Source organism: Streptacidiphilus sp. MAP5-3, from assembly GCF_041262505.1.
In the GTDB taxonomy this organism is placed as follows: Bacteria; Actinomycetota; Actinomycetes; order Streptomycetales; family Streptomycetaceae; genus Streptacidiphilus.
The window spans coordinates 42437-69199 of sequence record NZ_JBGCCL010000025.1 but is presented as its reverse complement, the minus strand read 5'-3'; the positions used below and the strand labels follow the sequence as shown (position 1 = coordinate 69199).

Annotated in this window: 26 protein-coding genes; 8 read left to right on the top strand and 18 right to left on the bottom strand. The window is 72.5% G+C overall.

Features of this window, described 5'->3' with window-relative positions:
- Nucleotides 1–239: 239 nt before the first annotated feature.
- The 3 genes from dapF to miaA form a co-directional block, all read right to left on the bottom strand.
- Complete coding sequence (gene dapF, locus ABH928_RS28345; RefSeq protein ID WP_370071457.1) at nucleotides 240–1115, bottom strand: diaminopimelate epimerase; 876 nt, start codon at nucleotides 1113–1115, stop codon at nucleotides 240–242.
- Between the two features lie 71 nt (nucleotides 1116–1186).
- The gene (locus ABH928_RS28340; RefSeq protein WP_370071491.1) at nucleotides 1187–1678 is read right to left on the bottom strand and encodes a hypothetical protein; all 492 of its coding nucleotides are present in this window, start codon (nucleotides 1676–1678) and stop codon (nucleotides 1187–1189) included.
- A 357-nt stretch (nucleotides 1679–2035) separates the two neighbouring features.
- Nucleotides 2036–2974 (bottom strand): tRNA (adenosine(37)-N6)-dimethylallyltransferase MiaA, encoded by a 939-nt coding sequence (gene miaA, locus ABH928_RS28335; RefSeq protein WP_370071456.1) that lies wholly within the window; start codon nucleotides 2972–2974, stop codon nucleotides 2036–2038.
- 111 nt (nucleotides 2975–3085) lie between these two features.
- On the opposite strand from miaA, the gene ABH928_RS28330 reads away from it, so the two are divergent.
- The gene (locus ABH928_RS28330; RefSeq protein ID WP_370071455.1) at nucleotides 3086–3418 is read left to right on the top strand and encodes an antitoxin; all 333 of its coding nucleotides are present in this window, start codon (nucleotides 3086–3088) and stop codon (nucleotides 3416–3418) included.
- 44 nt (nucleotides 3419–3462) lie between these two features.
- On the opposite strand, the gene ABH928_RS28325 is transcribed toward ABH928_RS28330, so the two are convergent.
- Nucleotides 3463–4152 (bottom strand): class III extradiol dioxygenase subunit B-like domain-containing protein, encoded by a 690-nt coding sequence (locus ABH928_RS28325; protein ID WP_370071454.1) that lies wholly within the window; start codon nucleotides 4150–4152, stop codon nucleotides 3463–3465.
- A gap of 130 nt (nucleotides 4153–4282) precedes the next feature.
- A complete protein-coding gene (gene miaB, locus ABH928_RS28320; RefSeq protein WP_370071453.1) occupies nucleotides 4283–5908 on the bottom strand; it encodes a tRNA (N6-isopentenyl adenosine(37)-C2)-methylthiotransferase MiaB in 1626 nt (541 codons plus the stop codon).
- Between the two features lie 151 nt (nucleotides 5909–6059).
- On the opposite strand from miaB, the gene ABH928_RS28315 reads away from it, so the two are divergent.
- The gene (locus tag ABH928_RS28315) at nucleotides 6060–7058 is read left to right on the top strand and encodes a TAXI family TRAP transporter solute-binding subunit (RefSeq protein WP_370071452.1); all 999 of its coding nucleotides are present in this window, start codon (nucleotides 6060–6062) and stop codon (nucleotides 7056–7058) included.
- 58 nt (nucleotides 7059–7116) lie between these two features.
- Here the strand turns inward: ABH928_RS28315 and ABH928_RS28310 are convergent, their stop codons facing one another.
- From ABH928_RS28310 to ABH928_RS28295, 4 genes are all read right to left on the bottom strand, one after another.
- On the bottom strand, nucleotides 7117–7977 hold the full coding sequence (locus tag ABH928_RS28310) for a MerR family transcriptional regulator (protein WP_370071490.1): 861 nt from the start codon (nucleotides 7975–7977) through the stop codon (nucleotides 7117–7119).
- 68 nt (nucleotides 7978–8045) lie between these two features.
- Nucleotides 8046–8846 (bottom strand): alpha/beta fold hydrolase, encoded by an 801-nt coding sequence (locus ABH928_RS28305; protein WP_370071451.1) that lies wholly within the window; start codon nucleotides 8844–8846, stop codon nucleotides 8046–8048.
- 119 nt (nucleotides 8847–8965) lie between these two features.
- Nucleotides 8966–10432, bottom strand: coding sequence for a sensor histidine kinase (locus ABH928_RS28300; RefSeq protein ID WP_370071450.1), 1467 nt, complete (start codon nucleotides 10430–10432; stop codon nucleotides 8966–8968).
- Nucleotides 10433–10447: 15 nt separating this feature from the next.
- Complete coding sequence (locus tag ABH928_RS28295; protein ID WP_370071449.1) at nucleotides 10448–11176, bottom strand: response regulator transcription factor; 729 nt, start codon at nucleotides 11174–11176, stop codon at nucleotides 10448–10450.
- A 452-nt stretch (nucleotides 11177–11628) separates the two neighbouring features.
- Here ABH928_RS28295 and ABH928_RS28290 point away from each other — a divergent pair, with 452 nt between their 5' ends.
- The 5 genes from ABH928_RS28290 (at nucleotide 11629) to ABH928_RS28270 (ending at nucleotide 16791) form a co-directional block, all read left to right on the top strand.
- On the top strand, nucleotides 11629–12411 hold the full coding sequence (locus ABH928_RS28290; RefSeq protein ID WP_370071448.1) for an ATP-binding cassette domain-containing protein: 783 nt from the start codon (nucleotides 11629–11631) through the stop codon (nucleotides 12409–12411).
- Nucleotides 12412–12597: 186 nt separating this feature from the next.
- Entirely contained in the window at nucleotides 12598–14304 is a 1707-nt protein-coding gene (locus ABH928_RS28285; RefSeq protein ID WP_370071447.1) for an FAD-dependent monooxygenase, read from the top strand.
- Between the two features lie 420 nt (nucleotides 14305–14724).
- A complete protein-coding gene (locus ABH928_RS28280) occupies nucleotides 14725–15288 on the top strand; it encodes a cysteine dioxygenase (RefSeq protein ID WP_370071446.1) in 564 nt (187 codons plus the stop codon).
- Entirely contained in the window at nucleotides 15282–15755 is a 474-nt protein-coding gene (locus ABH928_RS28275; RefSeq protein ID WP_370071489.1) for a rhodanese-like domain-containing protein, read from the top strand. Before ABH928_RS28280 ends, ABH928_RS28275 begins: the two co-directional genes overlap by 7 nt.
- 31 nt (nucleotides 15756–15786) lie before the next feature.
- Entirely contained in the window at nucleotides 15787–16791 is a 1005-nt protein-coding gene (locus tag ABH928_RS28270; protein ID WP_370071445.1) for a serine/threonine dehydratase, read from the top strand.
- An 80-nt stretch (nucleotides 16792–16871) separates the two neighbouring features.
- On the opposite strand, the gene rny is transcribed toward ABH928_RS28270, so the two are convergent.
- The 6 genes from rny to ABH928_RS28240 form a co-directional block, all read right to left on the bottom strand.
- Nucleotides 16872–18338: a ribonuclease Y gene (gene rny / locus ABH928_RS28265; RefSeq protein ID WP_370071444.1), complete on the bottom strand. Its 1467-nt coding sequence runs from the start codon at nucleotides 18336–18338 to the stop codon at nucleotides 16872–16874.
- 195 nt (nucleotides 18339–18533) lie between these two features.
- Nucleotides 18534–19322: a regulatory protein RecX gene (locus ABH928_RS28260; protein WP_370071443.1), complete on the bottom strand. Its 789-nt coding sequence runs from the start codon at nucleotides 19320–19322 to the stop codon at nucleotides 18534–18536.
- Between the two features lie 5 nt (nucleotides 19323–19327).
- Entirely contained in the window at nucleotides 19328–20521 is a 1194-nt protein-coding gene (recA, locus tag ABH928_RS28255; RefSeq protein ID WP_370071442.1) for a recombinase RecA, read from the bottom strand.
- Between the two features lie 247 nt (nucleotides 20522–20768).
- Complete coding sequence (locus ABH928_RS28250; RefSeq protein WP_370071441.1) at nucleotides 20769–21362, bottom strand: flavodoxin family protein; 594 nt, start codon at nucleotides 21360–21362, stop codon at nucleotides 20769–20771.
- Between the two features lie 146 nt (nucleotides 21363–21508).
- Entirely contained in the window at nucleotides 21509–21703 is a 195-nt protein-coding gene (locus ABH928_RS28245; RefSeq protein WP_196198640.1) for a DUF3046 domain-containing protein, read from the bottom strand.
- 73 nt (nucleotides 21704–21776) lie between these two features.
- Nucleotides 21777–23108: a PucR family transcriptional regulator gene (locus ABH928_RS28240; protein WP_370071440.1), complete on the bottom strand. Its 1332-nt coding sequence runs from the start codon at nucleotides 23106–23108 to the stop codon at nucleotides 21777–21779.
- A 181-nt stretch (nucleotides 23109–23289) separates the two neighbouring features.
- Here ABH928_RS28240 and ABH928_RS28235 point away from each other — a divergent pair, with 181 nt between their 5' ends.
- Nucleotides 23290–24630, top strand: coding sequence for an MFS transporter (locus tag ABH928_RS28235; RefSeq protein WP_370071439.1), 1341 nt, complete (start codon nucleotides 23290–23292; stop codon nucleotides 24628–24630).
- Between the two features lie 26 nt (nucleotides 24631–24656).
- Here ABH928_RS28235 and ABH928_RS28230 read toward each other — a convergent pair whose 3' ends face one another.
- From ABH928_RS28230 to ABH928_RS28220, 3 genes are read right to left on the bottom strand one after another with little or no spacing between them, the layout of a single operon-like run.
- The gene (locus tag ABH928_RS28230; RefSeq protein ID WP_370071438.1) at nucleotides 24657–24968 is read right to left on the bottom strand and encodes an AzlD domain-containing protein; all 312 of its coding nucleotides are present in this window, start codon (nucleotides 24966–24968) and stop codon (nucleotides 24657–24659) included.
- On the bottom strand, nucleotides 24965–25828 hold the full coding sequence (locus tag ABH928_RS28225) for an AzlC family ABC transporter permease (protein ID WP_370071437.1): 864 nt from the start codon (nucleotides 25826–25828) through the stop codon (nucleotides 24965–24967). Before ABH928_RS28225 ends, ABH928_RS28230 begins: the two co-directional genes overlap by 4 nt.
- Nucleotides 25829–25846: 18 nt before the next feature.
- Complete coding sequence (locus tag ABH928_RS28220; RefSeq protein WP_370071436.1) at nucleotides 25847–26683, bottom strand: AraC family ligand binding domain-containing protein; 837 nt, start codon at nucleotides 26681–26683, stop codon at nucleotides 25847–25849.
- Nucleotides 26684–26763: the final 80 nt, after the last annotated feature.

The following is a 26763-nucleotide window of genomic DNA, read 5'->3' as shown; positions in this document are numbered from 1 at the left end:
ACGCCAGGTACGGCGTGGAGATCACCGGCATTCATGCGCACCTCCGGCAGCGATCACCGGAGCAGGCCGCAGCTCCGATGGTCCATGCTAGCGAGTGCAACACACACCGCGACGCCTCGTGTTCCCAACGTCACCTTGATCACCCGTTCGGGGGATTTGAACCGATTCCCACGGGGCATGCATAAAAGTTTCGATTTTTCGGCACGTGAAGCAACCGACAGCCGCCGGACCAGACCGCCCTACGCGTCGAGCCAGGAGGCGTCGAGCTCGCCCTCCGCGAGGACGACGGCTGGGCCGGTCATCTCGACCTCGCCGTCGGGCCGCTCGGTGATCACCAGGCGTCCGCCCGGCACGTCCACGGTGTACGTGACCGGCTCACCGGTCACCGCCGGGTCGACGCCGTCGCGCCGCGCGGTGGCGACCATGACGGCGCACGCGCCCGTCCCGCAGGAGCGGGTCTCCCTCGACCCGCGCTCGTGCACCCGCAGCGCGACGTGGCGCGGCGCGCGGTCCACGACGAACTCGACGTTCACGCCCTCGGGATAGGCGGCGGCCGGGGTCACCTCGGGTGCGTCGTAGAGGCTGCCCGCGTCGGCGAGGTCCTCGACGAAGGCGACCGCGTGCGGGTTGCCCATGTTCACGTTCCGCGCGGGCCAGCGGTGCGTGCCGACGGCCACCTCGATCCCCGTCTCCGGCCCGGGCAGTGCGGCCTTGCCCATCCGCACGGTGACGTCCCCGCTCTCGGCGACGTGCACCCGCTTGATCCCGCCACGGGTCGCCACGGCGAGGTCCCCCTGCGCGCAGAGCCCGGCCAGCACGAGGTAGCGCGCGAAGACGCGGACGCCGTTCCCGCACATCTCGGCGATGCTGCCGTCGGAGTTCCGGTAGTCCATGAACCACTCGGCGTCAGCGGCGTAGCGCTCCGCCTCGGGGTGCGCGGCGGACCGCACGACGCGCAGCACGCCGTCCGCGCCGATCCCCGCCCGCCGATCGCACAACCGCGCCACCTGCGGGGCAGTGAGCGCAAGCAGGCCGTCGGGGTCGGGGAGGATGACGAAGTCGTTCTCGGTCCCGTGGCCCTTGAGAAAGCGGATGCCCTTCACCGTGTCGTTCACGGCATCCATGGTACGGGCCTGAAGATCCAGCACCGCAGGCGAGACGTTGCACTACCCGCCGGCCTTGGTGCCTACCCGTGCAGGTGCGCCACGCGCCAGAGGCCCAGTGCCAGGAGGACGAGCGCGGTGGCCGTGTAGGCGAGCAACGGGCGCCAGCCCGCCTTGCGGCCGGAGCCCTGGCGCGGGAGGCCCGGCCAGCTGTAGCCCGCGCGACGCGCGGCCATCGCGCCCCACCCCGCGGACGCCGCGGTCAGCAGCAGACCGAGCATGCCGACCAGGCTGCCGCCGGAGTCGCCCGTACCACCGCCGCCCTCGAAGGCGAGCGGGAAGGCGAACATCAGTGAGCCCAGTATCGCCAGCGCCACGATCGGGAAGATCTGCCAGACCCGGAGCCGGCCCGCCGGGCGCAGCTCGCGACGGTGCAGCGCCTCCTCGTCCTGCTCGGGCAGGAACGGAAGAGGCGTCAGTTCCCGTGCGGAAAACTCACCTGCGGACACCGCGTCGTGATCCTCGGGCTCGAAGGGATCGTCGGGGAGTCGGTGCGTGTCGGGGCCGGTATCCATGGACACGCGGCCTCCCCTGCGCTTGTCGCCGGGGAGTTGCGCTCCACCGGACCACCGATGCTCTCGATGCTCGATGATGGCACGACGACCGCCTGCGGCGACGCCCGGCAAGGGCCTTCGCGGTGATCCGTGGCCATGACGTGATCAGGTCGTGACCGGGTGTCTCGGACATGGCTACAGACGTGCGAAAACCGCCTGAAAAGCGCCGCTCCGGTCACTCGACAACGCCCGCGCACCACCCGGCGCACGCGCCGCACACACCCGGCGCACGGCTCCCACCGAGGTCCGACGCCACCTTCCGGCGTCGTCGTTCGGCAACCGTTCAACACCCGTTCGGGGGCCATTCGGCAACCACCCTCAGAGCAGCGCGAGTGCCTGTTCCAGGAGGTCGTCCAGCGGCGCGGCGGTGTCGCGGTCGAGCCAGTTCACGCGTGGATCCCGTCGGAACCACGACTCCTGACGCCGTGCGAAGCGCCGGGTCGCCCGGACCGTCTCCGCACGGGCCGCGGCCTCCCCGTACTCGCCGTCGATCTGGGCCAACGCCTGCTGGTAGCCGAGCGCGCGCGAGGCAGTGCGGCCCTCCCGGAGGCCCTGCCGGGCCAGCGTCCCGACCTCGTCCAACAGCCCGTCCTGCCACATCCGGTCGACCCGGAGCGCGATCCGCTCGTCCAACTCGGGGCGCGGCAGCCGGACGCCGATCTGCACGGCGTCGTAGACGGACTCGTGGCCGGGCAGATTGGCAGTGAAGGGCAGACCGGTGATCTCGACGACCTCCAGGGCCCGGACGATCCGGCGGCCGTTGCTCGGCAGGATCACCCGCGCGGCCTCCGGGTCGACGGCGGCGAGGCGGGCGTGCAACACGCCCGGACCCTCCGTCGTAAGCTCCGCCTCCAGGCGGGCGCGGACCTCCGGGTCGGTGCCCGGGAAGTCGAGTTCGTCGATGGCGGCGCGCACGTACAGGCCGGAGCCGCCGACCAGGACGGGCGTGCGGCCCTGGGCGAGCAGCTCGTCGATGGAGGCGCGGGCGAGCCGCTGGTACTCGGCGACGCTCGCGGCCTCGGTGACGTCCCAGATGTCCAGCAGGTGGTGCGGCACGCCCTCGCGCTCGGCCATGGTGAGCTTCGCGGTGCCGATGTCCATGCCCCGGTAGAGCTGCATGGAGTCGGTGTTCACCACCTCGCCGCCCAGCTTGTGGGCGAGGGCGACGCCGAGGTCGGACTTTCCGACGGCCGTCGCACCGACGACCGCGATGACGCGCGGAGCCGCGACAGGAGAAGGGGACGAAGGACTGGTCACCCCCCTAGTCTGGCAAATCCCCGCACCGGAAATACCATATGGACATGGATGGGCTGTATGCCCGATTTGGCGACCCGGGTCAGGCGGCCCGGCACACGAAACGGAGCGGTCATGGGCCTCACGGATTCCCTGAAGGGCGCGCTGGACCAGGCCTCCAAGAAGGCCACTGAGTACGCGGGCAGCCACAAGTCGCAGATCGGTGCAGGCCTCGACAAGGTCGGCGACATGGCCGACAAGGCAACCAAGGGCAAGTACCACTCCCAGATCCACCAGGGCAGGGACAAGGCCAAGGACGCCGTCAACAAGTTCGGCGGCGCGAAGGACACCATCCCGGGGGAGGCCACGGAGAAGCCCGCCGAACCCGGACAGACGGGCCGGCCCGGCGACACCGGCTCAGCCGGCCAGACCAGCGAGACTGGCGAGACCGGGGGGACCAACCCCTGATCACCGGAGAGAAGCCCTGATCAACTGAGGCGCGGGAGGCGACCTCAGACCCAGGAAGCGACGAAGTAGCCGACGCCGTACGGCGCGTCGTCGAAGAGCAGTCGGGCGGCGGAGATGGCAGAGCCCTCCGCCGCACCGCTCAGCACCTGCCAGGGCGCACGCCCGGACACCATCAGCTCGAAGGCCAGCTCGGAGTCGAGCGACGGCAGTTCGCCCTCGGCCAGCCCCGCGGCGACGGCCTTGTCGAAGGGCTCGGCCCGCTCGTCCAGGTAGCCGGGGGCCTTGAGGGTCCGGCGGGCACTGCCTTCGCCCAGGACCAGCACACCCACCCGTTCGGCGGAACGGGCCAGCTCCAGGCCGTTCTCGCGGCAGAGCGCCTGCTCCAGATAGTCGGGGACGGCGAGCCCGAAGGCGGGACCGTCCCAACCGGCCCGTTCCAGCAGCCAGGCACCCACGGCGAGCGACGCCGGGAGCGTCTCGGACGCCTCGCCCTCGCCCAGGCCCATCGTGACGTCCACACCGAAGCTCCGGAAGCCGCCGACTCCACCGTGATCGAACATTCGGTGCTCGGCGCCCGGCCCCACCACCCAGATCCGCGACGGCGCTGCCGCGAGCAGCGCGGTCAGTGCCTCGTCGCAGGCGGCCCGCAGGCCGTCCAGCTCCGGCGCGGCCCCCACAGCGACCTCAGGCACGAGCAACGGCGGGCAGGGGCAGACGGCAGCGGCAACCAACATGCCTCAAGACCCTACCCGCAGAAGTTGCACAGGCCGGGGGCGGGGATCTGCGGGTATCTGCAGGCGAGGAACCAGGCAGCTGCTCAGGGGCACGGGGCTCAGGTGGTGCCCCGCCCCTCTCAGCGGGCGGTCAGCAGGCGCAGCCCTTGGCCTCCGCCACCGGGAGCGGCGCGGGAGCGCCGATCGTCGGGAGGCCCAGCATCACGCCGACGGGCTTCGCCGCCTCCGCGGGAGCCGCCTGGCGGCGCTCCCACGCGTCACCGGCGCGGGTGCGGCGGACGGCGAGGGCCGGACCCTCGGCCAACAGGTGGTGGGGCGCGGCGTAGGTGATCTCGACGGTGACGACGTCGCCGGGTCGCACAGCGAGCCCGGCGTCGGACAGCGCAGTGCCGGGTCGCACAGCGAGCCCGGCGTCGGACAGCACAGTGCCGGGACGGACCGGCTCCTCGGGACGCGTGCTGTGCTGGTCGTTGGTCCCTCGCAAGCTCGGGACGAAGTGCACCAGCCGGTTGTCGGGCGCACGCCCGGACAGGCGCGCGGTGGCCCCGTCCTTGCGGCCCTCGCCCTCGGCGACCAGGACCTCCAGCGTCCGGCCGACCTGCTTCTTGTTCTCCTCCCAGGAGATCTGCTCCTGCAGCTCGACCAGCCGCTCGTAGCGGGCCTGGACGACGGCCTTGGGAACCTGGTTCTCCATCTCCGCCGCCGGAGTCCCCGGGCGCTTGGAGTACTGGAAGGTGAAGGCCTGCGCGAAGCGGGCCTGGCGGACGACCTCCAGCGTCTGCTCGAAGTCCTCCTCGGTCTCGCCGGGGAAGCCGACGATGATGTCGGTGGTGATCGCCGCGTCCGGCATGGCGGCCCGCACCCGCTCGATGATGCCGAGGTAGCGCTCCTGCCGGTACGAGCGGCGCATCGCGCGCAGCACGTCGTCGGACCCGGACTGCAGCGGCATGTGCAGCTGGTGCATCACGTTCGGCGTCTCGGCCATGGCGGCGATGACGTCGTCGGTGAAGTCCTTCGGGTGCGGGGAGGTGAAACGGACCCGCTCCAGGCCCTCGATCTCGCCGCAGGCGCGCAGCAGCTTGCCGAAGGCCTGGCGGTCGCCGATGTCGGAGCCGTAGGCGTTCACGTTCTGGCCGAGCAGGGTGACCTCGACGACGCCCTCGTTCACCAGCGCCTCGACCTCGCCCAGGATCTCGCCGCTGCGGCGGTCCTTCTCCTTGCCGCGCAGGGCCGGGACGATGCAGAAGGTGCAGGTGTTGTTGCAGCCGACCGAGATCGAGACCCACGCGGCGTAGGCGGACTCGCGTCGGGTGGGCAGCGTGGAGGGGAAGACCTCCAGCGACTCCAGGATCTCGACCTGGGCCTCCTCCTGGACCCGCGCGCGCTCCAGCAGCGCGGGGAGGTGGCCGATGTTGTGGGTACCGAAGACGACGTCGACCCAGGGCGCCTTCTTGACGATGGTCTCCCGGTCCTTCTGCGCCAGGCAACCGCCGACGGCGATCTGCATGCCCGGACGCCCGGACTTCACCGAGGCGAGCCGGCCCAGGTTGCCGTAGAGGCGGTTGTCCGCGTTCTCGCGCACGGCACAGGTGTTGAACACGACCACGTCCGCGTCGCCGCCCTCGGCGGCCCGGACGTAACCGGCGTCCTCCAGCAGACCGGAGAGGCGCTCGGAGTCGTGGACGTTCATCTGGCATCCGTAGGTGCGGATGTCGTACGTCTTGGAAGTGTCAGCGGAAGCTTCTGCGGTACCCACGCACCCAAGGGTACGGGCAGTGGAAACCCGCCAGATCCGGGCGGGATCCGCGCTCGGTCGGCGTTCGGCGCGCGTCCGGTCCGCACTCGGCACGCGTCCGAAGCGCGAACAGGCCCTTGGCCCGGGGGCTCGTGGCTGGCAGGATCCCGGCATGTCCCTGACCCTGCTGCGCCGACTGCGCCTCCCGCTGGCCGTGGTGGTCGTCTGCGCGGTCGGCCTCGGGCTGTGGCTGGGGGCCAGTGGCGGGCCCGGGTATCCGACCGGCACCTACCGGATGGCGACGGGTACGCAGTCCGGCGTCTACGCCCTCTACGGCACGCTGCTCGACTCCGCCGTCCACAAGGAACTGCCCGGTGTCGACCTGAAGCTGGACCCGACCGCGGGCGGGCCGGAGAACCTCTCCCGGATCATCTCCGGCCAGGACGACTTCGGCATCGCCACGGCCGACGCGGTGTCGAACTACTCGGGCCCCGGCAAGTCGCAGCTGCGCGCGCTGGGCGAACTCTACGACGACTACGTGCAGTTGGTCGTCCCGACAGACTCGCCGATCCACCGGGTGGCCGACCTGCGCGGTCACCGGGTCGGGACCGGTCAGGCGGACAGCGGCGTCGAGTTGATCGCCCGCCGGATCCTCGCGGTATCCGGACTCACGCCGGGACGCGACCTGACCTCCGTGCCGCTCGGTATCGAGGACGCGCCCGCCGCGCTGGAGCAGCACCGGATCGACGCGTTCTTCTGGTCCGGCGGTCTGCCGACCGGCGGCGTCACCGACCTGATGCGGCGGGACCACGTCCGCCTGGTGCCGCTGGGCGGCCTGGCCGCCCAGATGGACGCGCTCGCGCAGAAGCAGGACGGGGGCACGGACGACATCCAGATCTACCGCACCTCGACCATCCCGACCTCGGCCTATCCGGGCAGCCTGCCGGACACCCCGGTCTCCACCCTGGCGGTGGCCAACCTGATGGTCACCCGGGCCGACGTGCCCGACGCGCTGGTGGAACGAATCACCGAAGTGATCATGAACAGCCGCGACAGCATCGGCCAACAGGTCCACGCCGCCCAGCTGGTGGACATCCGCTCGGCCATCTACACCGACCCGCTGCCGCTGGCCGACGGCGCCCGCCGGTACTACGTCTCGGTCAAGCCCTGAGCGTCTGGGTCAGGCCCTGAGTGTCTCGGTCAGGCCCTGAGCGCTGAGCGGAATGCCGTCACAGTTCCTTGGCGAGGGCCTCGCCAAGGCCGGAGGGCAGGAAGTTGACGGAGGCCTCCAGCAGGACGGTCGCCTCGGTGCGCATCGCGCGCGCCAGTTCGGCGTCGACCGCGGCCTGGGCGAGCGGGCGCAGGCGGCGGACGGCCTCGGCGGCACGGGCCGCGTCCGCGTCGGTGAGCGGGGTCGCCCCGACGTAGCGGGAGAAGACCTCGACCGCGCTGAACTGGACGAAGCGGCGGGCGAGATGGCCGATGTCGCGGCGCAGCTCCTCCAGGTGCGCGACGCTCGCGGCGAGCGGCACGCCGAGGTCGTACAGCTGGGCCGCGACCTCCAGCTCGGCCGGGCTGGGCACGCGGTAGGCCTCGGCCGGACACCCCTCCACAGCATCGTCGTGACCGACTTCAGCGGCCGGATCCGCGCCCTGCTGCGCCCCCTGCTCCGCGTCCTGCTCCGGAACCAGCACGCCCAGGCGGAGGGCGGCGGCTATCGCCTCCGGGTCCTCGACGCCGCCGAAGCGGGCGCACAGCTCGGCGCGGGTGATCCGGCCGGGCTTCTCGTCGGTCCAGGGCGCGGTCACCTCCGCCACCAGGCCGAGCACGCCCCCGAGGCCACTGCCGTCCTCCCAGGCATCGAGGAGTTCCTTGATCCCGGCCAGGGTGTGGCCGCGGTCGAGCAGCCCGGCGATCAGCTGCAGCCGCTCCAGGTGAGAGGCGTCGTAGACGTTCGCCCGGCCGCGTCGGTCGGCGCGGGGCAGCAGGCCGCGGTCCTGGTAGGCCCGGACGTTGCGCACCGTGGTGCCGGCCGCCTGGGCCAGGTCGTCGATCAGGTACTCGTCGCGCGACCGGGGCGCCTTGCCCATGGCGTCCATGGTGTCGATGGCGTCTTCCTCCACAGTGCCCGCAGCCTCTCTCCGGTGGTGAGCCGAGCTCAGCTCGCGCGCGCTTCCTTCACGTGATCTACGCGCTTGACCGACGGGATGCTACCCACCCGGACCTGGTCGACGAATTCGGCGACCCATCCGGCGACCTGTCCGGGCCGGGTGAGCGGCAGCCGGTCGCCCGGCCCGACCGCGTCGACCGTGCGGCGGTGCAGCACCGGGGTCCACCGATCGATGTCCTGGTAGAGCCGCGAGGAGAGGTACGGGTCGTGTTCGGGCAGGACCACCTGCACCGGGACGTGCGCGACGCGGTCCTCCAGGGGCTCCGGCGCCCGGGAGTACAGGTTCGCGCGGTAGAGCCAGGCGCCCTGTTCGGCGAGGGCCCACAGGTTGGCGGGCGTGGGGTGCCGCAGCCGGTCGCGGGCCCAGAGCGCGGCGTGGTCCAGGCAGGGGCCGGAGATGCTGGTGAAGGAGGCCAATCCGCCCTGGAGCCGGGGCGAGGTGGCGAACTCCCAGCCCTGCGCCGAACCCCAGCCGTGGCCGATCAGGTGGACCGGTCCGTAGGGGGCGAGTTCGTCGAGGACGGTCAGGAAGTCCTCCTCCAGCCGCGCGAGCGCGTAGTGACGGCGTCTCGGCGGCGGCGCGGAGGAGCGACCGGCGCCCCGGGCGTCGTAGGCGACGACGTGGTAGTCGGCGGCGAGCCACGCCATGACCGGTTCCCAGACCTCACGGCAGTCGGGGAACCCGTGCAGGAACCAGAGAGTCGGTCGGACCGGATCACCCGCCTCGACGACGGCCAGCTCCACGCCGTCGTCGGTGACGACGCGATGCTCCCGGGCGCCTTGGATCATGACCCTCCTCGTACGGGGCGGCGAGGCACGTTCCCAGCGATCTTTCTCAGCGGTCAATGTGTCAGTGCTTGATGGCGCGGTCAATGCTCCTGACGTGATCGGCGACCGGTGATCGGCGGTCAGTGGCCGGGACCGGGGCCGGGACCAGGACCGGCCTCCGCGCCCGGGAGGGTCAACGTGACCGTCAGGCCGCGCGGGTGGTGCGGCTCGAAGCCCAATGCACCGCCGTTGGCGGCCAGCAGGGCGCGGGCGATCGAGAGGCCGAGGCCGGAGCCGTCGACGTTCTGGTGCCGTGGGCTGCGCCAGAACCGGTCGCCGATCCGGGCGAGCTCCTCCTCGTCCAGGCCCGGCCCGGAGTCGCTGACGCGCACCACCACGCCGTCCGGTCTGCCGGCAGCGGCCGTCCCGGCCCCGTCGAGCGCCGTGACCCGGACCCGGACCGCCTCGCCCCGCGGCGTGAACTTGAGCGCGTTGTCCAGCACCGCGTCCAGCGCGCTGCCCAGACCGACCGGATCGGCCAGCGCGGCAAGCGGCGCGGGCGGGGGCGTCCACTCCAGGCGCACGCCGCGCTCGTGCGCCAGCGCGTGCCAGCCTCCCACGCGCTCGGCCACCAGGGCGCAGACGTCCGTCGGTGCGACGACCGGGCCCGCGTTCTCGGCGCGGGCCAGGCCCAGCAGGTCGTCCAGCACCTGGGCCAGTCGGCGGCCCTCGACGCGGACCCCGGTCAGCTCGGCCTCGTGGCCCTCGGGCAGTTCCATGCCGAGCGCCTCGACCCGGAGCATCAGCGCGGCCAGCGGATTGCGCAGTTGGTGCGAGGCGTCCGCGACGAAGGCCCGCTGCTGGTCGAGCACCTCCTCGACGTGGTCCGCCATCTCGTTGAACGCCCGCGCCAGCCGCCGCAGTTCGGGCGGCCCTCCGGCGGGCGCGACGCGGGAGGCGAGACGCCCCGTGGCGATGTCGTGGGTGACCGTGTCCAGGTCGTGGACCGGTCGCAGCACCCAACGGGTCAGCGCGACGGCCGCGCCGACCGCGAAGAGGATGGCCAGCGCCTCGCCGCCGATCAGCCAGAGCCAGCCGGTGAGGATCCGCGCCCGCAGCGCGTCCGTCGGCGACTCGGTGACGATCACCGCCACCACGTCGCCGTCCCAGACCACCGGTGAGGCGATGACCAGTTGGGCGCCGGCGCCCTCCCAGGGCCACGCCTGGGCCGGGTCGTGGCTGCGGCGGCCGTCCAGCGCCTCGCGGAACGGGTCGGCGGAGAGGCCGGTCGCGGCGTTCTGCCAGGTGGTCGGATAGGCGTGCACGGCACGCCCGTTGAGGTCGAAGACCCCGGCCGCGACGCCGTAGACGTCGTGGTAGCGGCGCAGCTCGGAGTCGAGTTCGCGCTGCTGCTCCTCGGCGGTCGGGGTTCCGGCCTGGCCGAAGGGGTTCTGGGCCAGCGCGGCGAAGCGGGCGGCGTCGTCGATCCGGTCGACCACCACCAGTTGCTGCTCGCCCTGCGCCTCGCTCACCGCGAGCGGCACGCCGAGGGCGGCCAGCACCGCGACGAGCAGGGCGAGCAGGATGCCGAGCAGACGGGTACGCATGGAGCGGCTGCCGCCTCAGTCGCGGACGAGGTGCGTGGGCACGGCCAGCTTGTAGCCGATGCCGCGCACCGTCTCGATCAGCCCGGGCAGGCCGAGCTTGCGCCGCAGCGACGCGACATGGACCTCCAGCGACCTGGCGGTCCCGTCCCAACTGCTGTGCCACACCTCGCTGATGATCTGCTCACGCCGGAAGACGACACCGGGGCTCTGCGCGAGCAGCGTCAGCAGCTCGTACTCCTTGCGCGTGAGCGCGACGTCCTCGCCGCGCACCACCGCGCGCCGTGCGGCCTGGTCCAGCTCCAGGCCGAAGGCCCGGCGAAGCATCGCGATCGGGTCCTCGGCCGGGGACTGCGGCGTTGCGGACGCCGGACGGGCGGCGCTGTCGCGCCGCGCCACGGCGTGGATCCGGGCGAGCAACTCCCCCATGTCGTAGGGCTTGACGATGTAGTCGTCGGCACCGATGTTGAGGCCGTGGATCCGGTCCCTGACCTCGGACCGGGCGGTGACCATGATCACCGGGATGCCGCAGCGCCGCCGGATCTGGTCGCAGACCTCGAAGCCGTCGCGGTCGGGCAGCCCGAGGTCCAGCAGCACCACCCGGAACGGCGGACGACCGTCCGGCACCAGCGCGTCCAGCGCCTCGTTGCCCGAACGGGCATGGCGCACTTCAAAACCGTGCTTGCCGAGCACCGTGACCAGTGCGGCGGCCACGTGCTCGTCGTCCTCGACGAGGAGCAGGCGCATCGGGTCAATCCTCCGGATTCCGATTGTGGTCCATTTCTCGTTCACGTCTCGTGTGACGCATCCACTCCCAGATGACGGCCTCGGGTCAAGGGGCAGAGGCGGACGCGCGGAGACCGTTACCGAGCTGCGATGATCACGCCGGACCGGCGGCCGGAGCCGCACCGAGGCGAGGACCGGGGCCGGACCGGGGTCGGCATGGGGCCGGACCGGACCGGGTCGGCGCGGGGTCGGGACCGGGTCGGCGCGGGGGTCGAGCCGGGGCGGGACCAGGTCAGGGTGGGTCCAAGATCCTCAAATCCCCCTCAGATGTGCACTGGCGGTCCTCCGCCCACCGTAGAGTCGACCTGTCGGTCCGTACCCGGACGAGCCGGACACCCGCCGACGCCACCCTCGCAGCACGGCTCACCGCTCGACTGCGCCACCTGGACCAGCGAAGAAGGAGTCGGTCGACGATGGCCCCCGCCGCGGCGCAGCAGTCCGGGCTGCTGAGCGTGCGAGGCGTCAGCAAGCGCCACGGCATCGTCCAGGCGCTGGACGCGGTCGACCTGGATCTCCAGCCGGGCGAGGTGGTCGCGCTGGTCGGCCCGCCGGGCGCCGGGAAGACCACGCTGTGCCGGGCCATCCACGGGACCGAGCCCATCGACTCCGGGGTGATCCTGCTGGACGGCACGCCGCTGCCCGCACGTGGGAGTGCGCTCCGCGCGGTCCAGGCGGACATCGGACTGGTTCCCTTCCCCGACCCGTGGGAGCGCGGCCCGCGCCTCCTGCCGCGCTGCCCTCCGGCGCTTCGTCGCACCGTGCTGGGCGAGCTGACCCGGGCCCAGGTCCGCGCCCGCGGCGTCACCCCGCAGGAGGCGGAGCGCCGCGCCCTCGCCGAGTTGGACCGGGTGGGGGCCGCCGGCGCCGCCCCGCTGGTCCGGGCCGGGCTGAGCGAGAGCTGCCGCACCCGCGTCGCGCTGGCCCGGGCTCTGGCCCTCGACCCCAAGGTGCTGCTGGTCGACGAGCCGACCCCGGCCCTGCACGACCTGACCAGGGAGCTCACCCGCGAACTGGCGGACGACGGGCTGGCCCTGCTGATCGTCACCGAGGAGCCGGACCTCGCCCACGACACCGCCGACCGGGTCCTCTTCATGAACGCCGGACGCATCGTCGAGTCCGCTCCCCCGGCCGAGTTCTTCTCAGCCCCGCGCACCTCCCGCGCCCGCGACTTCGTCTCCCGCCTGCTGCGTCGCTGAGCCGTGCCGCCGAGCCGGCCGCCGAGGGGGCCGCTGAGCGGTGCCGCCGAGTGCTGGTGAGGGCCGCCGCGGCGGGTCGGCGGACGGGCCCAGGAATCGAACATCATCGCGCATGCGTGTGAAGTGAACCGGCGTACGCCCGACGCTGCTTGACGGGGTAGCAGCTGATCTGGTGCATTTCCTTCTATGACTGGCCCCGCCCATTCCGGATCCGACCCTGTGATCATCGCCGGTGCCGGTCCTGTCGGCCTCGCGATGGCGCTCGCCCTCGCCCGGCACCAGGTGCCGAGCATCGTCGTCGACGAGGGCAGCGGGGTCTGTCCGGAGGGGTCCAGGTCGACGGTGCTGCGGGCCGACACGGTCGGCTTCCTGCAACGGATCGGGTACACGCGGGTGGTCGCGGACGGGCGGGGCTGGACCGCCTGGCGGACGCTGCGCCGCAACCGCGAACTGCTGACCGTCCCGTTGCAGCAGGACGACGTGCTGCACCTGGCGCACCACCGGCTGCTGCGCGGCCTGCGCGACGCCGTCTCGGCCACCCCACTGGTGCAACTGATCACCGAGTCCGCCGTGTTGGAGCTGGAACACGACGCGGACTCGGTCAGCGTCCACACCGAGCAGACCTGGCTGCGCGGCAGCCACCTGGTCGGCTGCGACGGCCCCCGCTCGACGGTCCGCAAGCGGCTCGGACTGCGCTTCCCCGGCAGGGCCGCCGCCGACCACTACGCGCTGGCCACCGTCCGCGCCGACCTTCCGTTCCCGGGCGAGGCGCAGCTGCACCGCGATCCCCCGCGCGGCCCGGGTGGGCCGGGAGCACGCGAGGTGACCGCGCGCCCCCTCCCCGACGGGGTGTGGCGGCTCGACTGGCGGCTGCCGACCCGCGCCCCCGCGCTCACCCCCGACCAGCTGATCGAGCAGCTGCGCGCCAGCCTCTCGGCCTGGAACGGCGGCGCCGTGCCGTCCTACGAACTGATCTCCACCGCCGACTACGTGGTCCAGCAGCGCCTGTCGACCCGCTTCCAGGTCGGCCGGGTCTTCCTGGCCGGAGACGCCGCCCATGTGCTGGGCGCGCTGGGCATGCAGAATCTCGACGAGGGGCTGCGCGACGCCGACAACCTCGCGTGGAAGCTGGGCCTGGTCTGGCACGGCTGCGCGCCCGAGGAGTTGCTCACCAGCTACCAGCAGGAGCGGCGCGGGGCGGTGATCGCCCGGCTCCGCGCGGTCGACCAGGCCATGCCGCTGCTCCAGCCGAGCACGCCGCTGCTCGAAGCGCGACGCAGCCTCCTGTCCGGCTCGCTGCGCCGCAACGCGCCGCTGCTCTCCGACGGCACCCTCGGCACCGGTCGGCTCGGCGGCGCGCCCGCCTACCCGCAGCGCTCCCGTCCCGCGCTGACGCCCGCGCTCGCCCCGACCAGCCCTGGCGTGCTGGTCCCCGACTTCACGGTGGTCACCGCCGACGGCGCCAAGGACCGGCTGCGGGCGCGGCTCGGACGCGGCTTCCTGGTGGTGCTGGTGGCCCCCGGTACGGGGGTGTGGGCCAGCGAGCACTGGCTCGGCGCAGGTCTGATGCCGCAGCTGACCGAGGCGACCGAAGCCCTGCCGCTGCCGGCCGAACTGCTGGTCACCGAGGCCTATCCGGGCGCCGCTCCGCACACCGTGCTGCTGATCCGTCCGGACGGCCACCTGGTTGCCGCCCTGCACGGCTGCCGTCCCGAGGAGCTCTACGACCTGGCCGACCGCGCCCGCAGCGGCCCGGCCGACCTCCCCGCCCCGCACGGGGGCACGGCGGACGCCGACGACGCGGGTGAGTCCGGTGACCAGGGCGGCTCCGGTGGCGCGGGTGGAGCCGCGCGCGCTCCTGCGCGTGAGCGACTGAGCGCGGGTCGTCCTTGACCGTCGCTCAGCCCCGTGCTCTACTCGCGACATGAGGATCATGAGCGGGTGGGCTGTCCGCAGCGCACGACCGGACGACGTCCGGTGCCCCCGCCTGTCCTGTATCCCGGGCTGACCTGACGCCCGGCCGGAGAAGCACGCTCCCCCTCTCCCACCGTCGTCATGGACGGCCCTTCACAGAGCCCCGCGCACCCCGCGTGCCGCGACATGGCCTGATGTTTCGCTGAACGCACGGACGACGTGCTGTCGTCACTTCGCGTTGCTGTGCGTTCCCTCACGTCCGTCCGCACGTCCGGCAGGTCCGGCACGTCCAGCATGTCCGGCATGTCCGGCAGGTCCGGCAGCGCAACGGCTCTGCTTCGCTGTGCCCACTGGCCCGTTGACCGGTTCGTTCACCACTGACGCCTTCGAGGACGCCACATGCACGACTCCCTCGCGCCCGTATCACCGCCCGTATCACCACCCGTGTCACCACCTGCATCCCCGCCCGCGACGCTCCCGACCCTCACCGACCTGCTCGCCTTCGCGCGGACGGCCGCCGCCGATCCGGCCGTCACCGCCCGCCTGACGCTCCATCCGACCGAGCGGACCTGGGTCCGCCTGGACGGACCGGGCGGCAGCGAGGCGTGGGTCATCGGCTGGCCACCGGGGTCCGAGACCGGTTGGCACGACCACGGCGGCTCGAGCGGGGCCTTCGTCACCGCCAGCGGCCGACTCAGTGAACTCTCCCTGGTGATGCCGCTGCCGACCGTCGGCTGGCGCAGCCTGGAGCTGGAGGACGGCGTCGACCGACAGCGCACCCTGGGCCCCGGGGCCGGGCGCTCCTTCGGCCCCCACCACGTCCACCAGGTGATCAACCCCGCCACCGACCGGCACGCCGTCTCGGTGCACTGCTACTACCCGCCGCTGCCTGAGCTGCGCCGCTACGCTCGGGCAGGCGACGTCCTGCGACTGGCCCGGGTCGAGGGGAGGACGGACTGGTGAGCACGCCGGACGCACCCCTGGGCATCGACGCCCTCCTGGAGCAGGAACGGGACCATCTCCACCGTCTGACCCCGCATCAGGCCGCCGATGCCGCAGCGCAGCAGGACGCGCTGCTCGTCGACATCCGCTACGCCGCCCTGCGGGACCGGGACGGCCTGATCCCGGGCGCGCTCGTCGTCGAACGCAACGAGCTCGAATGGCGACTCGACCCCCTCTGCGCCTACCGCGCACCGGAGGTGCGGCATGATCACGACCGTCTGGTCGTCGTGGTCTGCAACGAGGGCTACGCCTCGTCCCTCGCCGCCCGCTCCCTGCACGCGCTCGGTCTGCACCGCGCCACCGACCTGGTCGGCGGCTTCCAGGCCTGGGCCGCCGCCGGACTCCCGGTGATCGCCCCGAGCCCGCAACCGGCGGGCGCCGGACCGGCGGACGCTGAACTGGCGGACGCCGGACCGGCGGACGCGTAACAGGCGGATGCGTGAGCGCGGGACGTGCCGCATGCCGACGTGTAGCGTGCCGGGGGTGACCAGCACTCCCACCGCCCTGATCGGACCCGCCGACATCGACGCGGCAGCGGAGCGCATCGCCGGGCAGGTGCGCCCGCTCGCGCTGGCCGAGGCGACGCCCGGCGCCTTCTGCCCACCCGGCTCCGACGCGACGGTGTTGCTGGCGCTGGAGTTCCTGCAGTACACCGGCACCTTCAAGGCCCGTGGCGCGGCCAACCTCGCCGCCTTCCACCGTGACGCGGGCACCATGCCGGAGGCGGGCATCACCATCGCCTCCGGCGGCAACGCGGGCCTGGCCTGCGCCTGGGCGGCGCGGGCCACCGGGACCCGGGCGACCGTCTTCGTGCCGGTCACCGCGCCTGCGGTCAAGGTCGCCAAGCTGCACGAGTACGGCGCGGAGGTGCGTCAGGTCGGCACCGAGTACGCCGAGTCGCTGGCCGCGTCGGTCGAGCACGCCGAGAAGACGGGCGCACTGCTCTCCCACGCCTACGACAACCCGCTGATCGCGGCGGGCGCGGGCACGCTGACCCGGGAACTTCTCGCGGCCGTCCCCGATGTCGACACCGTCGTCGTCTCCGTCGGCGGAGGCGGCCTCTTCGCCGGAACCGCCGCTGCTGCTGCCGCGGCGGCCGACCGCGGGATGCGCGTCCTCGCGGTCGAGCCGGAGAACTGCCGGGCCCTCAACGCGTCGGTCGAGGCCGGCGGCCCGGTCGACGTCACCGTCGACTCCGTCGCCGCAGACGCGCTCGGCGCACGCCGGGTCTCCCGGACGGCCTTCGAGCTCGCCACCCGGCCCTATGTGTCGAGCGTCCTGGTCAGCGACGCCGACATCGTCGCCGCGCGACGATCGCTCTGGTCCGCCCACCGGCTTGCGGTCGAGCACGCCGCCGCGGCTGCGCTGGCGGCACTCACCAGTGGCGTGCACACCCCCGCCTGCGGCGAGAAGATCGCCGTTGTCCTCTGCGGCGCCAACACCGACCCGAGCGACCTGGCCTGACGCACCACCACCCGGCGCGCGGACGGGGCGGGGCTCAGCTGCGGGCGGTCATACCGGTCACCGCGCGGAGATCACGCCGGTCACCGCGCGAAGCTGGTGGCCCTGCTCTCACGGATCACCGTGATCCGGATCTGGCCCGGGTAGGTCAGCTCCGCCTCGATCTCGCGGGCCACATCCTTGGCGATGACCTGCGCCTGAATGTCGTCCACCGTCTCCGGGAGGACCATCACCCGCACCTCGCGCCCGGCCTGCATCGCGTAGACCTTGGTCACACCCTCGTGGCGGCGGGCGATCTGCTCCAGTTTCTCCATCCGGCGTGCGTGCAGCTCCACCGACTCGCGCCGCGCGCCCGGACGGCCCCCGGAGCAGGCGTCCGCGGCCTGGGTCAGCACCGCCTCGATCGTCTGCGGGTCGACCTCGTTGTGGTGCGCCGCGACGGCGTGCACCACCTCTTCCGACTCCCCGTAACGACGCACGAGTTCGGCGCCGATCATGGCGTGGCTGCCCTCGGTCACAGCTGCCCCGCCGACGCCGCCCACGCTGCCGACAGTGCCGCCCGGCGGCTGTGCGACGGTGACTGCCTTCCCTATGTCGTGCAGCAGCGTGCAGCGCTTGACCAGGGCCGGGTCGACCTGCAGCTCCGCCGCCATCATCCCGGCGATGTGCGCGGACTCGACCAGGTGGCCCAGCACGTTCTGACCGTAGGAGGTCCGGTAGCGCAACCGCCCCAGCAGGCGCAGCAGTTCGGGGTGGAGCTCGTCCACGCCCACCTCGGTGACGGCGTCCTGTGCGGCGACCGCGCAGAGCCGCTCCACCTGCAGCTGGTTGCGCTCGTGCGCGTCCTCGATCCGCTGCGGGTGGATCCGGCCGTCGGCGATCAGCTCCTCCATCGTCAGCCGGGCCACCTCGCGTCGCACCGGGTCGAAGCAGGAGAGCAGCACCGACTCCGGGGTGTCGTCGATCACCAGATTGACGCCGGTCACCGCCTCGAAGGAGCGGATGTTGCGGCCTTCACGGCCGATGATCCGGCCCTTCATCTCCTCGTTCGGCAACTGGAGAGTGGTCGCCACCGAATCCGCCGTCTGGCGCGCCGCGACACGCTGCACCGCCGAGGCGACGATCTCCCTAGCCCGGGCCTCCCCCTCGGCGCGCGCCTGACGCTCGATCTCACGGACCGTCAGCACGGCCTCGCGCTTGGCCTGCTGCTCGATCGTGTGGATCAGCTCGGCACGAGCCTCCGCCACGCTGAGCCCGGCGGTGCGCTCCAACGTCCGGCGTCGCTCCGCGCCCAGCTCCTCGGCACGGACCGCCAGTTCGACCGCGGCCTGGGCCGCCTCCCGCTCACGCTCGTGCAGGCGGCGCTGCTCGGCGTCGAGCCGGACCTCCCGCTCGGCGCTGCGCTGCTCCCTGCGCTCCAGCTCAGCGGCCCGTTCCCGTGCACCGCACAGCAGTTGACGTACTGCCAGACCGGCGACCAGCACCAGGATCAACCCGAGCGACAGCGAGAGCAGCGGAACCGCGTCCGTGGTGCCCAGTGCCAGATCCATCGGCCCTCCCGTCCGGGCGCGGGAGCACGCCGCGATCACGGTGCGATCTCGGTGCGAGGTGAGCAGAGGCCCCTCATCGCTCATGGCGAGGCTAGGTGGGTGTTACGAAACGGTCAAGATGGCGACCATTCCGGACCTCGTCGGGCAAATGCTTCGCAGAGCCACGACCGTTGGGGTATCAGGAAGTTGGGCGGATCAATCCGTCGAGTCCAGGTCGAACGACTCCTCGTCGAGCAGCTCCGCGTCGTACGATTCCTCCTCGTCGAGCGCCGAGCGGACCACGCGCAGGGCAAGTCCTTCCGGGTAGCCGCGTCGGGCCAACATTCCTGCCAGGCGGCGCAACCGGACCTGACGGTCCAACCCGGCGGTCGAGCGAAGCTTGCGCTCCACCAGGCGTCGGGCCGCCGCCTCCTCGTCCTCCGGTTCGACCTGGGCGACGGCGCGCTGCACCACGTCGCCCGCCACACCCTTGGCCCGCAGCTCGTTGGCCAACGCCCGTCGGGCCAGGCCTCGATGGCGCTGCCGTTGTTCCACCCATGCCTCGGCATAGGCTGCGTCGTCGATCAGTCCGACCTGTTCCAGGCGGTCGAGGACCTCCTCGGCCACCTCGTCCGGGATCTCCTTACGCCGCAGCGCATCCGCCAGCTGCCGCCGGGTGCGCGCGGAACCGGTGAGCAGCCGGAGACAGATGTCCTGTGCCCGCGCGGCGGGATCAGCGACCTCCGCGCGCGACTCGTTCCCCTCATCGTCCTCGCGGCGTTCGCGCCGCTTGCGCCCACCACGCTCGCCACGCCCGCTGCGTCCCCCGCGTCCGTCGGTACGCGCGCGCGTCACCGAGGCGGACGCCGGTGGCGGCTCGGTGGCAAAGGGCGCAGGCTCCGGGGCCGGAACTGAATCCGGACCCGCAAGGTTCTCCTGCTGCTCCTCGCCACCGATGCCGTTGGCACACCAGTCGCGCGGCCCCCAGTCGCTGTCGCTGATCACCGGGCTCAGGCCTTGGCCTCCACCGGGACCGCCTCAGCGGCGGTGGCAGCCTTCGCCGGGACCGCCTCAGCGGCGGTGGCAGCCTTCGCCGGGACCGCCTCGGCAGCGGCCTTCGCCTTGGAGCCTCGGGCAGCCGGTGTCTTGGCGGCGGCCGGAGCAGCAGCCTCGGCAACGACAGGCGCGGCGGCCTCGGCATTGTCGAGCTTCGGGCCGACGCCCAGCTTCTCCTTGATCTTCTTCTCGATCTCGTCGGCGAGGTCCGGGTTGTCCCGCAGGAAGTTGCGGGCGTTCTCCTTGCCCTGGCCGAGCTGGTCGCCCTCGTAGGTGTACCAGGCGCCGGACTTGCGGACGAAGCCGTGCTCGACGCCCATGTCGACCAGGCTGCCCTCGCGGCTGATGCCCTGGCCGTAGATGATGTCGAACTCGGCCTGCTTGAACGGCGAGGCGACCTTGTTCTTGACGACCTTGACGCGGGTGCGGTTGCCGACCGCCTCCGTGCCGTCCTTGAGGGTCTCGATCCGGCGGATGTCGAGACGGACCGAGGCGTAGAACTTCAGCGCGCGGCCACCGGTCGTGGTCTCCGGCGAGCCGAACATCACGCCGACCTTCTCGCGGAGCTGGTTAATGAAGATCGCGGTGCACTTGGTCTGGTTGAGCGCACCGGTGATCTTGCGCAGCGCCTGGCTCATCAGTCGGGCCTGGAGACCGACGTGCGAGTCACCCATCTCACCCTCGATCTCGGCGCGCGGCACCAGGGCGGCCACCGAGTCGATGACGATGAGGTCGACCGCGCCGGAGCGGATCAGCATGTCCGTGATCTCCAGCGCCTGCTCACCCGTGTCGGGCTGGGAGACCAGCAGGGCATCGGTGTCGACGCCGAGCTTCTTGGCGTACTCCGGGTCGAGCGCGTGCTCGGCGTCGACGAAGGCGACGATGCCGCCGGCCTTCTGCGCGTTGGCCACGGCGTGCAGGGTGAGCGTGGTCTTACCGCTGGACTCCGGGCCGTAGACCTCGACCACACGACCGCGCGGCAGACCGCCGACCCCGAGGGCCACGTCGAGCGCGATCGAACCCGTGGGGATCACCTCGATCGGAGCCCTCGCCTCGTCGCCGAGACGCATCACGGAGCCCTTGCCGAACTGTCGCTCGATCTGGGCGAGGGCTGTCTCGAGAGCCCGCTCGCGGTCGTTCGCTGCCATGGGTGCCACCTTGGGGGTCTGTGCTGAACGCTTCATCACCGAAGACGCTAGCGCGCACCACTGACAAACAGCCCTCCGCGAGCAGCAGCCTGTGGATAACGTGCCGAATTTCAGTATAGGGAACTATAGGGAACGTGCGTTCGATTCTCGCACTCCGCCTCGCCGCCCGCCCCTGACCTGCCACCGTCCCCGCCTGCGTCCTCGGCGTCGTCCTCTCTCCTACTAGAACGACTGGTCGACGGTTCGGTCACGCGACCTGCTCGTCGGTCTCGTAGGGGAAGCGCGCCGACGGCGCCTCCTGCGCGAAGAAGGTCTTGGCGCGGACCATCGCCCGCTCGTCGTTCAGCACCTGCCCCGGGCGGCTGCCGTTGCCGAGCAGGACGCCGCCGAAGCGCATCCCCATGTAGGCCGCACTGTGGTTGAGGGTCAGCACCAGCGGCTGGGCGACGTCCTCCTCACGATGGGCCAGCGCGGTCACGCCCCACAGCGTGCGACCGGCCATCCGGTCCTTGAAGTCGGGCTCCGGCGTGCTCAACCACCGGGACCAGTAGTCGAGGTAGCGCTTGGCATAGGCGGAGAGCGAGTACCAGTACAGCGGCGAGACGATCACCACGTCCGTCGCGGAGAGCGTGGCCTGCCGCAACAACTCCTCGTGCTGCTGCTCCGGCCAGCCCTCGTCGGCGTGCCGGGTGTCCAGGAAGTCCGGCAGGCGCAGTTCGGCCAGGTCCAGCCAGCGCTGCTCGGTCCCGGACGGCAGTTGCTCCGCCGCGCGGCGGGCGAGCAGTTCGGTGTTACCACCGGGCCGGGCGCTGGCGAGAAGGAAGAGGAACGAACGGGACACGGACGACTCCGTCGGTCGGGGCGCGCCCTGAGCGCGGAGCGATCGGGACGGCCGTGCGGATCGGCGACGGCTGCGGTGCCCGATCGCCTGTACGGTCCGCAACCGCCGCCCCACGACTCGTATTCCGTGGTGCTGCGCCCCGCGCCCTACTGCCGGGACGCCGGCACCCCCATCGACGCGCAGACGACCCGCCACACGTCCTTGGCTTCCCAGCCCGCGTCCAGCGCCTCGCGGACCGTGCGGCCACCGAGTCCGCTCATCACGTGATCGGTGGCGAAGCTCTCCGCATAGGCCTCACCGAAGTGGGCGTACATCCTCTTCCAGAACTCGGTCAGACGCATGCGCCCAGTATCCGTCACAGCCCCCGGCCCGAGCGGGGCCGACCGAGAGGGCCGACCGAAGGGGCAGCCGGGCTCAGCCGGGCTCGGGCTGGCGCAGGTCGTGCAGCGTGAACGCCGTCAGCATCACCGCGTAACCGCGCGGGGAGGTGACGTCGACCCCGGTCAACTCACCCGCGCGGGCCAGCCGGTTGTCGACCGTGTTCGGATGCAGTCCGAGCTCGCGCGCCGTGCCCCGCCGATCCTGCTGCAGGGCGAGGTAGACGCGGAGCGTCTCCAGCAGGTCCGGGCGGTCGGCCAACGGGTCGAGCAGGCCGGCCAGCGCGGCACTGCTCTCGTCGCCCCGGGACAGGTGGTACTCCAACAGCACGTCGTCCAGCCGGTAGTGGCCGGGCCTCCGGCCGAGCGCGCGGACCAGGCGGAGCACCTCGGCGGCGGTCCGCCCGGCGGCGGCGATCTGTGCGGGGTCCTCGGCGACGGTCGTGGCCACCCACACGTCGGCCCCCCAGGCCTCGCCGATCCGCTCGCCCAACCCCACGGGCAGCCCGCCCGCCGCCTGCTCACGCGGGACGAGCACGTGGCCGCCCTCGGCCTCGACGACAGCCAGCACCTCGGGCCCGAAGGTCCGTTCCAGCACACCGTGGACGCGCCGCATCCGCCGCCCGAGCGCGATCGACCGCGACGCCTCGGTCCACTCGGACGACTCTGCCGCCTGGGCAGACCGGGCAGACCGGGCCGCCTGGGACGCCTCGGACGAAGACCCGCCGGTCGCGCGTGAGCCGAAGGCCACGACGAGCGCGCCGCGTGCCAGTCCGTTCTCCTCGATCCGGCCGGGCAGCACCGGGAATCCGGCCAGCAGAGCGCGAGCCAGCGTGCGCCGCGACTCCCGCCGCTCCGCCGACAGCGCCGACTGCTCGTCGAGGTAGGTCTCCGCGACCGCGCCGATCAACCGGGACTGGGTGCGGAGCAGCAGGTCGGCCAGCTCCACCAGGGCGGTCTCCTCCCCCGGCCCGGCCTCCTCGCGCAGCGCGGCGAAGAGCGCGTGCAGGCTCACCAGGTGGATACGGAGCAGCAGTTGGAGCGGCATCCCCTCCTCCGCGCGCTGGGCGGCGCGTTCGCGGAAGAGCCGGAACTCCTCGGGCAGCCCGGCACGCCCCTCCCTGACGACGGTGAAGAAGAGCCGGAGGCCGTGCCGGACGGTGGCGGCCATCTCGGTGTGCTTCATGTCCTCCGGCAGGTCCCGGTACGCGGAGAAGACGGCGAAGTCCGCTCCGGTGATCCGGCGCGCGAGCTCGTTGACCCGCGACTCGCAGCGCGTGGCAAGGGCGCGGGCCTGCTCCGACAGGGCGGCGGCCACGACGACGTCCCGGTCGCGCCGGTCGTCCCGGTCGTCCAGGTCGCGCTCCATCCGCACCTCCTGTCGCCATGGCGCTGTGGTTGTGACGGATCACAGTATCCGTCGACTGCCTTTGTGACGCGCTCCGTTGTCCGAGGCAGGGCGCGCACCGCAGACTCCTGGATCACCACCCCGAGTCCGCTGACGCAGCACATTCGCCGTGCGGTCTCCCCACCGTCCCGGAGGTTCGCCTGTGACCACTGTCTCCTCGGGTGGGGCGGGCACGCCGACGGCCGCTCCGGGCACCGGCTGGGCAGGCGGCCCGGCGACCGCCGGGGCATGGCGGGCGACCTGGCTGCTGCTGGCCTTCATGCTGATCAACTTCGCGGACAAGACGGTGCTCGGCCTGGCCGCGACGCCGATGATGCAGGACCTGCACATCACCCACGCCCAGTACGGACGGGCCGCGGCGGCGTTCTTCGCGCTGTTCAGCCTGGCGGCGCTGGGCGTCTCGGCGCTGACGCGGCGGGTCAGCACGACCAGGCTGCTGCTGGTGATGGCGGTGCTGTGGTCGGCGGCGCAACTTCCCATGCTGGTCGGCGGGGCGGGCTTCGGTGTCCTGGTCGGCACCCGGGTGCTGCTCGGAGCCGCCGAGGGGCCCGCCTTCCCGGTCGCGACGCACAGCCTCTACACCTGGTTCTCGGACCGGGACCGCACCCTGCCGACATCGGTGCTGGCGCTCGGTTCGGGGGCGGGGGTGGCGATCGCCGCGCCCGTGCTGACGACCGTGATCACCCACGCCGGCTGGCGCTGGGGCTTCGGCGTGGTGGCCATCGCGGGTCTGGCCTGGGCGGCGCTCTGGTACCGGTTCGGGCTGGAGGGTCCGGAACAGATCCGCGACGCAGCGGTCACGACGGCCGCCGCCCCCGATGCGGCCTCCGCCGACACCCCGCACGTCCCCCTCCGCCGGATCCTGCTGACCGGGACCTGGACCGCCTCCGCCCTGGCGGCCTTCGCCGCCTACTGGCAGACCACGTCGAGCCTGACCTGGGGCGCGGACTACCTGCGCACAGTGCTCGGCATGACGACCGACCAGGCGGGCCTGGTCACCATGGGCGCCGGACTCACCTCGACGCTGGTCCTGCTCGCCTTTGGCGTCGCCGCCCAGCGTGCGCGGCGGGCGGGCGGCAGCATCGCCCGGCTCGCCCCGTGGGCGGGCGGGGCCGCGGTGGTCGCGGGCCTCTCGCTGGCCGCCTTCGCTGTCGTCGGCTCCCATGCCGCGAAGGTGGCGCTGACGGTGGGGCCCTGCGTGCTGTCGGTGGTGATCCTGGTGATCGCCCAGGCCGCCTGCGCCCGGATCGCCCCGCCCCGGCAACGCGGCGTCGTGCTCGGGGCGCTGGCCTTCGTCTACTCGCTGGCAGGCGTGCTCGCGCCGCTGGTGGTGGGCCAGTTGACGACGGGCGTACAGGTGGCCTCCGGCTACCGCACCGGCTATCTGCTCACCGCGGCGATGGTCGCCGTGACGGGTGTGCTGGTCGCCCTGCTGGTCCGACCGGAGCGCGACGCCGCGCGGCTGGGCATCGGACCGCGGTAGCACGCCGTCTTGGGTGCAGGGGCGCTTCAGCCCAGCGCCCGTACCCCGGCCGTGACCAGGACCGCCGTGACCACCACGACCAGGAACGGCGCACGTCGCCACGCGGCGAAGCCGGCGGCGGCCAGACCGGCTGCCCGGGCGTCCACGGTCAGTCCGTGGCTGCCCTGACTGAACGTCTGCAACGCGGTGAGGGCGGCGAGCAGTGCGATCGGCGCGAGCGCGGCGAAGCGCCGGACGGTCGGCCGGTCCAACAGGCCTGTGGGAACGGACAGTCCGAGCAGCTTGAGGCCGTAGCAGCCTGCGGCCGTCCCGAGCACCGCCCACCAGGTCGCGTTCATCGTCCGTCCTCCTTCTCCGCCGGTGCACCCGGCACGCTCTCAGCGACCTCAGCACTCTCAGCACTGACCGTCTCCGCCCCGAGCCGCTCTCGCCCAGCCCGCTCTCGCCCAGCCCGCGCACTCCGTGCCCAGGCCACCGCCGGGACCGCGACCAGCGCCACCAGCACCGGAACGCCCGCAGGCAGCAGCGGAACCGCCGCCAGCGCCAACACCGCACCGAGCAGGCCGACCGCGCACTCCTCACCGCCTTCGCGCAGCCGAGGTGCCAGCAGGGCCAGGAAAACCGCAGGCCCGGCCACGTCCAGCCCGTAGCGCGAGGTGTCGCCGAGCGCGTTCGCCCCCACCGCGCCCGCCAGGGTCGTGGCGTTCCAGACCAGGTAGAGGGTGACCCCGGTGACGGTGAAGCCGATCCGCGCCGAGCGGCGGTCGGGCTGGACGAGTGCTACGGCAGCGGTCTCGTCGATGACCGTCTGTGCGGCGAACGGGCGTGTCCAGCGCGGCAGTTCAAGTCGTGCACCGAGCCGCAGCCCGTAGAAGGAGTTGCGCACGCCGAGGAAGAGCGCTCCCACCACCGCCGCGATCGGCGCCGCCCCGGCCATCAGCGCGCCGACCAGGGCGAACTGCGAGGCGCCGGTGAAGACCAGCAGGCTCAGCGCGCAGGTCTGCCACACCGTCAGGTGCGCGGCGGTCCCGGTCACGCCGAAGGCCACGCCGGAGACACCCACGGTCAGCCCGACCGCGAGCGAGTCCCGCACCACCGCCCGATCGGGGCGGCCGGCGGGAGATCGATCGGAACGATCACTGGATCGTTCCGCGGCACGGTCACCGGATCGTTCATACGTCGGGCTTGAAGCGGTCATACGGTCATGCTGACCGGATCAATCGATCATTTCTTGTACGTTCTTGCGCGCCCGGGCGTAGGCACCGGGCGGAACCCCGACGATCCGGCGGAAGTGCCGGGTCAGGTGCGCCTGGTCGACGAAGCCGACCGTCACGGCCACCTCCGCAGGCGGCGTCCCCGCACCCAGCAGGACCTGGGCGGTGCGAACACGCTGCTGCGTCAACCAGGCGTGCGGCGGCAGCCCGTACGCCTCGCGGAAGGCACGCAGCAGCGGGAACGGGCGGGCGTCGACGGCCGCGGCCAGTTCCTCCAGCGTCGGCGGCGCGTCCATCCGGGCCATCAGCAGGTCCCTGGCCGCGCCGGCCGTCCCCCTGCCCTCCACCGGCCGCCCCGGACCCAGCCGTTGGGACGAGTGCCGTCGTACCGCGACGGCCAGGGCGAGCCGGAGGAAGGTGCTGGCCGCCAGCACCTGGTTCTGCTCGGCCGCCCGGTGGGTCTGCTGTACCAGGCGCGAGAGTTCGTCGTCGTGGACCACGGCGGTCGCGAACCCGGGCGCGCCGGGCAGCACCCCGACCTCCTCGGCGACCTCGACGACCTGGTCGATCCCGGGATAGAGCACGGAGTAGCTCCACCCGTCCGGCACCCCGGCGTGCCCGGTGTGCACCCGGTCCGGCTCGACCAGGGCGACGCTCCCGGCCGGGACGACCTCGACCGCGCCCCGGTAGTGGAAGGCCTCCACACCGGCGGTGACCGAGGCCAGTACGTACCCGTCGTGGGTGTGCTTGCCGAAGCTGTGGCGGACGTAGTGGGCGCGCAGCAGGTCGACACCCGGCAGCGCGGGGTGCTGCCAGTAGTGTGCAATCTCCTTGGCCATGACACCCCGATTGCCTGTCCTGTCCTGTCCTGCCTCGCCGTGCTCTCCCGCCAGTCTGGCACGGGAGAAGCCCGAGGTCA

Coding starts and splice junctions, on each gene's coding strand:
- ABH928_RS28340 (WP_370071491.1), bottom strand. CDS start 1,678: ATGGATACCGGCCCCGACACGCACCGACTCCCCGACGATCCCTTCGAG.
- ABH928_RS28330 (WP_370071455.1), top strand. CDS start 3,086: ATGGGCCTCACGGATTCCCTGAAGGGCGCGCTGGACCAGGCCTCCAAG.
- ABH928_RS28325 (WP_370071454.1), bottom strand. CDS start 4,152: ATGTTGGTTGCCGCTGCCGTCTGCCCCTGCCCGCCGTTGCTCGTGCCT.
- ABH928_RS28315 (WP_370071452.1), top strand. CDS start 6,060: ATGTCCCTGACCCTGCTGCGCCGACTGCGCCTCCCGCTGGCCGTGGTG.
- ABH928_RS28310 (WP_370071490.1), bottom strand. CDS start 7,977: ATGGGCAAGGCGCCCCGGTCGCGCGACGAGTACCTGATCGACGACCTG.
- ABH928_RS28305 (WP_370071451.1), bottom strand. CDS start 8,846: ATGATCCAAGGCGCCCGGGAGCATCGCGTCGTCACCGACGACGGCGTG.
- ABH928_RS28300 (WP_370071450.1), bottom strand. CDS start 10,432: ATGCGTACCCGTCTGCTCGGCATCCTGCTCGCCCTGCTCGTCGCGGTG.
- ABH928_RS28295 (WP_370071449.1), bottom strand. CDS start 11,176: ATGCGCCTGCTCCTCGTCGAGGACGACGAGCACGTGGCCGCCGCACTG.
- ABH928_RS28290 (WP_370071448.1), top strand. CDS start 11,629: ATGGCCCCCGCCGCGGCGCAGCAGTCCGGGCTGCTGAGCGTGCGAGGC.
- ABH928_RS28285 (WP_370071447.1), top strand. CDS start 12,598: ATGACTGGCCCCGCCCATTCCGGATCCGACCCTGTGATCATCGCCGGT.
- ABH928_RS28280 (WP_370071446.1), top strand. CDS start 14,725: ATGCACGACTCCCTCGCGCCCGTATCACCGCCCGTATCACCACCCGTG.
- ABH928_RS28270 (WP_370071445.1), top strand. CDS start 15,787: ATGCCGACGTGTAGCGTGCCGGGGGTGACCAGCACTCCCACCGCCCTG.
- rny (WP_370071444.1), bottom strand. CDS start 18,338: ATGGATCTGGCACTGGGCACCACGGACGCGGTTCCGCTGCTCTCGCTG.
- recA (WP_370071442.1), bottom strand. CDS start 20,521: ATGGCAGCGAACGACCGCGAGCGGGCTCTCGAGACAGCCCTCGCCCAG.
- ABH928_RS28245 (WP_196198640.1), bottom strand. CDS start 21,703: ATGCGTCTGACCGAGTTCTGGAAGAGGATGTACGCCCACTTCGGTGAG.
- ABH928_RS28240 (WP_370071440.1), bottom strand. CDS start 23,108: ATGGAGCGCGACCTGGACGACCGGGACGACCGGCGCGACCGGGACGTC.
- ABH928_RS28230 (WP_370071438.1), bottom strand. CDS start 24,968: ATGAACGCGACCTGGTGGGCGGTGCTCGGGACGGCCGCAGGCTGCTAC.
- ABH928_RS28225 (WP_370071437.1), bottom strand. CDS start 25,828: ATGACCGCTTCAAGCCCGACGTATGAACGATCCGGTGACCGTGCCGCG.
- ABH928_RS28220 (WP_370071436.1), bottom strand. CDS start 26,683: ATGGCCAAGGAGATTGCACACTACTGGCAGCACCCCGCGCTGCCGGGT.